We start from the raw sequence: 6,094 nt of genomic DNA, 5'->3' as shown, positions 1-6,094 counted from the left end.
TAACGGAAAGCCGCAGTGAATAGGCCCAAGCGACTGTTTAGCAAAAACACAGCTCTCTGCGAAGCCGTAAGGCGAAGTATAGGGGGTGACACCTGCCCGGTGCTGGAAGGTTAAGGAGAGGGGTTAGCGTAAGCGAAGCTCTGAACTGAAGCCCCAGTAAACGGCGGCCGTAACTATAACGGTCCTAAGGTAGCGAAATTCCTTGTCGGGTAAGTTCCGACCCGCACGAAAGGTGTAACGATTTGGGCACTGTCTCAACCAGAGACTCGGTGAAATTATAGTACCTGTGAAGATGCAGGTTACCCGCGACAGGACGGAAAGACCCCGTGGAGCTTTACTGTAGCCTGATATTGAATTTTGGTACAGTTTGTACAGGATAGGCGGGAGCCATTGAAACCGGAGCGCTAGCTTCGGTGGAGGCGCTGGTGGGATACCGCCCTGACTGTATTGAAATTCTAACCTACGGGTCTTATCGACCCGGGAGACAGTGTCAGGTGGGCAGTTTGACTGGGGCGGTCGCCTCCTAAAGTGTAACGGAGGCGCCCAAAGGTTCCCTCAGAATGGTTGGAAATCATTCGTAGAGTGCAAAGGCATAAGGGAGCTTGACTGCGAGACCTACAAGTCGAGCAGGGACGAAAGTCGGGCTTAGTGATCCGGTGGTTCCGCATGGAAGGGCCATCGCTCAACGGATAAAAGCTACCCCGGGGATAACAGGCTTATCTCCCCCAAGAGTCCACATCGACGGGGAGGTTTGGCACCTCGATGTCGGCTCATCGCATCCTGGGGCTGTAGTCGGTCCCAAGGGTTGGGCTGTTCGCCCATTAAAGCGGTACGCGAGCTGGGTTCAGAACGTCGTGAGACAGTTCGGTCCCTATCCGTCGTGGGCGTAGGAAATTTGAGAGGAGCTGTCCTTAGTACGAGAGGACCGGGATGGACGCACCGCTGGTGTACCAGTTGTTCTGCCAAGGGCATAGCTGGGTAGCTATGTGCGGAAGGGATAAGTGCTGAAAGCATCTAAGCATGAAGCCCCCCTCAAGATGAGATTTCCCATAGCGTAAGCTAGTAAGATCCCTGAAAGATGATCAGGTTGATAGGTTCGAGGTGGAAGCATGGTGACATGTGGAGCTGACGAATACTAATAGATCGAGGACTTAACCATATAATATGAAGCAATGTTATCTAGTTTTGAAAGAATATAAAAAACTTGTTGACTTTAAAAGCTAAATGAGTTACAATAATTCTTGTCTTAAATGAATACAGTCTGGTAATGATGGCAGAGAGGTCACACCCGTTCCCATACCGAACACGGAAGTTAAGCTCTCTAGCGCCGATGGTAGTTGGGACCTTGTCCCTGTGAGAGTAGGACGTTGCCAGGCAAATGGAGGATTAGCTCAGCTGGGAGAGCACCTGCCTTACAAGCAGGGGGTCGGCGGTTCGATCCCGTCATCCTCCACCATTTAGCCGACTTAGCTCAATTGGTAGAGCAACTGACTTGTAATCAGTAGGTTGGGGGTTCAAGTCCTCTAGTCGGCACCAGAAAATCATGGCGGTTGTGGCGAAGTGGTTAACGCACCGGATTGTGGCTCCGGCATTCGTGGGTTCGATTCCCATCAGTCGCCCCATTTTTCTTAAAATATTAATATGCGGGTGTGGCGGAATTGGCAGACGCACTAGACTTAGGATCTAGCGCCTTTGGCGTGGGGGTTCGACTCCCTTCACCCGCACTTTTAATAAAATATCTCAAACATGTCTTGCGGAAGTAGTTCAGTGGTAGAATACAACCTTGCCAAGGTTGGGGTCGCGGGTTCGAATCCCGTCTTCCGCTCCAATTTTCAATATGACATGCCGGGGTGGCGGAACAGGCAGACGCACAGGACTTAAAATCCTGCGGTGGGTGACCACCGTGCGGGTTCGACCCCCGCCCTCGGCACCATATGCGCCCGTAGCTCAATTGGATAGAGCGTTTGACTACGGATCAAGAGGTTAGGGGTTCGACTCCTCTCGGGCGCGCTTTTATTAACGGGAAGTGGCTCAGCTTGGTAGAGCACCTGGTTTGGGACCAGGGGGTCGCAGGTTCAAATCCTGTCTTCCCGATATTCCCAAAAACATGGGGCCTTAGCTCAGCTGGGAGAGCGCCTGCCTTGCACGCAGGAGGTCAGCGGTTCGATCCCGCTAGGCTCCACTTATTTTAATATCATTTATGGCGGTGTAGCTCAGCTGGCTAGAGCGTACGGTTCATACCCGTGAGGTCGGGGGTTCGATCCCCTCCGCCGCTACCATAAAGGACCTTTAGCTCAGCTGGTTAGAGCAGACGGCTCATAACCGTCCGGTCGTAGGTTCGAGTCCTACAAGGTCCACCACTAAAGGTTTATATCTCGGAGGTATACCCAAGTTCGGCTGAAGGGATCGGTCTTGAAAACCGACAGGCGGCGAGAGTCGCGCGGGGGTTCGAATCCCTCTACCTCCTCCATTTTTCTTAAATTACATATTATATCATCGCGGGGTGGAGCAGTACGGTAGCTCGTCGGGCTCATAACCCGAAGGTCGCAGGTTCAAATCCTGTCCCCGCAACCAAATGGTCCCGTGGTGTAGTGGTTAACATGCCTGCCTGTCACGCAGGAGATCGCCGGTTCGACCCCGGTCGGGACCGCCATTTTAATAAGGCTCGGTAGCTCAGTCGGTAGAGCAGAGGACTGAAAATCCTCGTGTCGGCGGTTCGATTCCGTCCCGAGCCACCATTTTGAAGTCGCAAGCCGGCTTAGCTCAATTGGTAGAGCAACTGACTTGTAATCAGTAGGTTGGGGGTTCAAGTCCTCTAGCCGGCACCACTTTCAAAATGAGCCATTAGCTCAGTTGGTAGAGCATCTGACTTTTAATCAGAGGGTCGAAGGTTCGAATCCTTCATGGCTCACCATTTTCAATTTAATGCGGGTGTAGTTTAGTGGTAAAACAAGAGCCTTCCAAGCTCTGGTCGAGAGTTCGATTCTCTTCACCCGCTTTTCAATTATGGGCCTATAGCTCAGCTGGTTAGAGCGCACGCCTGATAAGCGTGAGGTCGATGGTTCGAGTCCATTTAGGCCCACCATAATTATTCCGCAGTAGCTCAGTGGTAGAGCTATCGGCTGTTAACCGATCGGTCGTAGGTTCGAGTCCTACCTGCGGAGCCATATTATAGAGAAGTACCCAAGTGGCTCAAGGGGCTCCCCTGCTAAGGGAGTAGATCGCGAACGCGGTGCGAGGGTTCGAATCCCTTCTTCTCTGCCAGAACTGGCCCGTTGGTCAAGTGGTTAAGACACCGCCCTTTCACGGCGGTAACACGGGTTCGAATCCCGTACGGGTCATACTAAAAGAGATAGCATAGTCTGCTATCTCTTTTTTGTTGTGTATAGATATAGAAGAAGCTATGACAGATTATAAATAATAAGTTTAAAATAGGATTACCTTTTCTCATACATAAGAAAAGGTAATCCTATTTTTTGAATATGTTTTAACTGTCTATTGAATGTTCATCTTGTTTAATAACAGCATGACTATATGCGGAGTGAAGAGTTTTGTAACCTAAAAGTGCAATAGTTAAGGCGAGGCCTCCTGCTATAATAGCCACACTAAATCCTGCATGGGCTCCAAAGTTATCAATAACTAAACCAGCTATTGCTGACCCTAGGGAGACTCCAATACCAAGTCCTGTAATTGCCCAAGTCATTCCTTCGGTTATTTTTGATTCAGGTACGATTTTTTCCACAAGCCCCATAGTAATAATCATAGTAGGAGCGACAGATAGCCCTGCAAAGAAAACAATAACTACCAGCCAAGCAATAGTGTTTACAAAAACTAGTGGCAGCATTGTTATCATGGAAAGTGTGACTGCTATTAAAAACTGATTATAGGGTGGAGTATTGAGTTTAAGCGTACCAAAAATTAGACCTGCAAGGCATGAGCCGATTGCATAGACAGAAAGCACAAAGCTAGCAGCCTACTGTGTTTCCTTGCTGTTCAGCAAAAGCTACACTAACGACATCTATTGTGCCAAATATAGTACCTATGGCGATGAGTGTGAATACTAGTACTCGCAAAGAACCAATTTTAAATACTGTTCCTTTGTTTGTAATGTCGTGAGGATGTACAGGAGGTTCTGTGCTTTTTTGTAGGGTGAATAGACATACCCCGATTGTAAGAAAAACAGATGACAAAAGTGGCCCTGCTTCTGGGAAGAACATAACACTTAAACTGACAGATAATACAGGACCAATTATGAAGCAAATTTCGTCGACGACCGATTCAAAGGAAAATGCTGTGTGCAATTTATGTGATCCACGGTATAGTTTAGTCCAACGTGCACGTACCATGGCTGACATGTTTGGCATACAACCTGCACATAAGGCGGATAGAAATAGCGTCCAATAAGGAGCTTCATATTTCGTACATAGAAGTAAGAGGATCGTAAAGAAAACACTGATACCTGTAGTCGGAAGAAGTATGCGAGATTGCCCTAATTGATCGGCCATCCGAGAAATATGAGGAGCTAGTAAAGCTGATGATAATGTAAAGGTAGCTGCAACAGCTCCAGCAAGCCAATAGTCACCACTTACTTGAGATAACATGGTAACAATACCAATGCCCATCATTGATATAGGCATCCGAGCTATAAATCCCGCTAATGAGAATCCTTTTGTACCAGGAGCACTGAAAATCTCACGGTAGGAATTAAACATGATCATCACCAAAGTATTTGACGTTTACATATACATTCTTCATTCTTTTAACTCCTCCTCTGGTTCATTAATACCTTCTATAAAAAGGGACAGTGAGTCAATGTAGGGTATAGGTAAGAAGTTATATTATCTTGTAAGCTAGAAATAATTGACATACGCACCGTATGCCAATATCATATTAACATACGGTGCGTATGTCAATTGAAATGTTTTATCTCTGGATAGAGAGATGACGTTTAGAGGAGTTATTCTTTTACATAGAGAACGATACTAATAATGCAATTCATTTTGAATAAATAGAATGAATAGAAGTAGGAGGAAAAGATGATTAAAAAAACAAGAGCAGAGATGATCATTGAAACACGTGCTAAATTGCTGAGTGCAGCAAGAGAGGCTTTTGGTACAGTGGGATATGTAAATACGTCTATGGATGATTTTACGGCATCTGTCGGTTTAACACGTGGTGCAATTTATCATCATTTTGGTGATAAAAAAGGATTGTTAGAAGCAGTTGTAAAAGAAATTGATATGGAAATGGATAATAAATTAGGGAAAGTATCAGATGAAGCGGAAGGAAAATGGGAAGGGTTTGTTGGGCGTTGTCGTGCATATTTAACGATGGCACTTAATCCAGAAATTCAGCGAATCGTACTTCGAGATGCACCAGCAGTATTAGGAACTAGTTATTATCAATCATCACAGTCACAATGTTTAGTAACGATGGCCGAGATGCTTCAGCAATTAATGAAGGACTGTATTATTGAAAAGACGGACTGTGAAGCTTTAGCAAGATTTATAAATGGCGGACTAGTGGACCTTGCTTGTTGGATTGCGAATTCTGAAGATGCAGAGGCACAGTTGTCTAAAACTTTGCATAGCCTATCACTTATATTGAATGGTTTATTATTAGAAAAGAATGCGTAATTTTAACGGATATTTTTTAATATATAGTAATGATTAAAAGGGAGGTGATAAAGTATAGGCTAATTCATTTATTTCACCGTATTCTATATAAGCTAATTGACGTCCATCTTGTAAGGGAATGATGTGATCAGTCAGTTTTAATCTTATAATGTGATTACATTTTTTGTGAATATTAGGATTTTGATTATAGAAAGTGAATTTAGTTACAGTGAGTAATTGAATCATACATTTTTATTCACAATCTAAAGAAAACACCTAATTTGGTATGGATTCCACACCCACCCCATCAACTTTACACTCTATGTGAAAAAGTTCACAAATAGGTCATAATTTGTGAAGTAATTCACAATGATACGTGCTACAATATGAATGTAAAGAAGTTAAACAACATTAAATTAGTATTTTAATTAATTACTTAAACAATCATAAAAAAATATATGTGAACAATAGAGAGGGGA

The 6,094-nt window shown here is 45.0% G+C and carries 1 protein-coding gene, 22 tRNA genes, 2 rRNA genes and 1 pseudogene (1 of these 26 running past the window's edge); 25 read left to right on the top strand and 1 reads right to left on the bottom strand.

The features are described from left to right. The 24 genes from JFU02_RS15900 to JFU02_RS15785 all read left to right on the top strand — a co-directional run. Positions 1–1,159 (top strand): 23S ribosomal RNA (locus JFU02_RS15900) (it extends 1,763 nt beyond the left edge of the window). A 101-nt stretch (positions 1,160–1,260) separates the two neighbouring features. After that, a 5S ribosomal RNA gene (gene rrf / locus JFU02_RS15895) occupies positions 1,261–1,376 on the top strand. Positions 1,377–1,380: 4 nt separating this feature from the next. After that, positions 1,381–1,456, top strand: a tRNA-Val gene (locus JFU02_RS15890). 4 nt (positions 1,457–1,460) lie between these two features. Beyond that, positions 1,461–1,536, top strand: a tRNA-Thr gene (locus JFU02_RS15885). Positions 1,537–1,546: 10 nt separating this feature from the next. Then, positions 1,547–1,622: transfer RNA gene (locus JFU02_RS15880), tRNA-His, on the top strand. Positions 1,623–1,643: 21 nt separating this feature from the next. Next, positions 1,644–1,724: transfer RNA gene (locus JFU02_RS15875), tRNA-Leu, on the top strand. Positions 1,725–1,753: 29 nt separating this feature from the next. Beyond that, positions 1,754–1,828 (top strand) — tRNA-Gly (locus JFU02_RS15870). Between the two features lie 16 nt (positions 1,829–1,844). After that, positions 1,845–1,933, top strand: a tRNA-Leu gene (locus JFU02_RS15865). Between the two features lie 3 nt (positions 1,934–1,936). Then, a tRNA-Arg gene (locus tag JFU02_RS15860) sits at positions 1,937–2,010 on the top strand. A 10-nt stretch (positions 2,011–2,020) separates the two neighbouring features. After that, positions 2,021–2,094: transfer RNA gene (locus JFU02_RS15855), tRNA-Pro, on the top strand. A 15-nt stretch (positions 2,095–2,109) separates the two neighbouring features. Continuing rightward, positions 2,110–2,182, top strand: a tRNA-Ala gene (locus JFU02_RS15850). A gap of 20 nt (positions 2,183–2,202) precedes the next feature. Beyond that, positions 2,203–2,279, top strand: a tRNA-Met gene (locus JFU02_RS15845). Positions 2,280–2,283: 4 nt separating this feature from the next. Beyond that, positions 2,284–2,360 (top strand) — tRNA-Ile (locus JFU02_RS15840). Between the two features lie 17 nt (positions 2,361–2,377). Next, positions 2,378–2,470 (top strand) — tRNA-Ser (locus JFU02_RS15835). Between the two features lie 27 nt (positions 2,471–2,497). Next, positions 2,498–2,574, top strand: a tRNA-Met gene (locus JFU02_RS15830). A 3-nt stretch (positions 2,575–2,577) separates the two neighbouring features. After that, positions 2,578–2,653 (top strand) — tRNA-Asp (locus JFU02_RS15825). Between the two features lie 9 nt (positions 2,654–2,662). Next, a tRNA-Phe gene (locus tag JFU02_RS15820) sits at positions 2,663–2,738 on the top strand. Between the two features lie 14 nt (positions 2,739–2,752). Next, positions 2,753–2,828: transfer RNA gene (locus tag JFU02_RS15815), tRNA-Thr, on the top strand. A gap of 10 nt (positions 2,829–2,838) precedes the next feature. Beyond that, positions 2,839–2,914, top strand: a tRNA-Lys gene (locus JFU02_RS15810). A gap of 13 nt (positions 2,915–2,927) precedes the next feature. Then, positions 2,928–2,998, top strand: a tRNA-Gly gene (locus tag JFU02_RS15805). A 10-nt stretch (positions 2,999–3,008) separates the two neighbouring features. Beyond that, positions 3,009–3,085, top strand: a tRNA-Ile gene (locus tag JFU02_RS15800). Positions 3,086–3,092: 7 nt separating this feature from the next. Then, a tRNA-Asn gene (locus JFU02_RS15795) sits at positions 3,093–3,167 on the top strand. A gap of 6 nt (positions 3,168–3,173) precedes the next feature. Continuing rightward, a tRNA-Ser gene (locus tag JFU02_RS15790) sits at positions 3,174–3,264 on the top strand. 5 nt (positions 3,265–3,269) lie between these two features. Further along, positions 3,270–3,341: transfer RNA gene (locus JFU02_RS15785), tRNA-Glu, on the top strand. 146 nt (positions 3,342–3,487) lie between these two features. On the opposite strand, the pseudogene JFU02_RS15780 reads toward JFU02_RS15785, so the two are convergent. Beyond that, positions 3,488–4,712, bottom strand: a pseudogene (locus tag JFU02_RS15780) (MFS transporter). 324 nt (positions 4,713–5,036) lie between these two features. On the opposite strand from JFU02_RS15780, the gene JFU02_RS15775 reads away from it, so the two are divergent. Further along, positions 5,037–5,636 (top strand): TetR/AcrR family transcriptional regulator, encoded by a 600-nt coding sequence (locus JFU02_RS15775; protein ID WP_000592775.1) that lies wholly within the window; start codon positions 5,037–5,039, stop codon positions 5,634–5,636. The last annotated feature ends 458 nt before the right edge of the window (positions 5,637–6,094 follow it).

The organism is Bacillus sp. TH13 (genome assembly GCF_016651175.1).
Taxonomy (GTDB): domain Bacteria; phylum Bacillota; class Bacilli; order Bacillales; family Bacillaceae_G; genus Bacillus_A; species Bacillus_A thuringiensis_S.
This window is presented reverse-complemented; position numbering and strand designations above follow the sequence as displayed.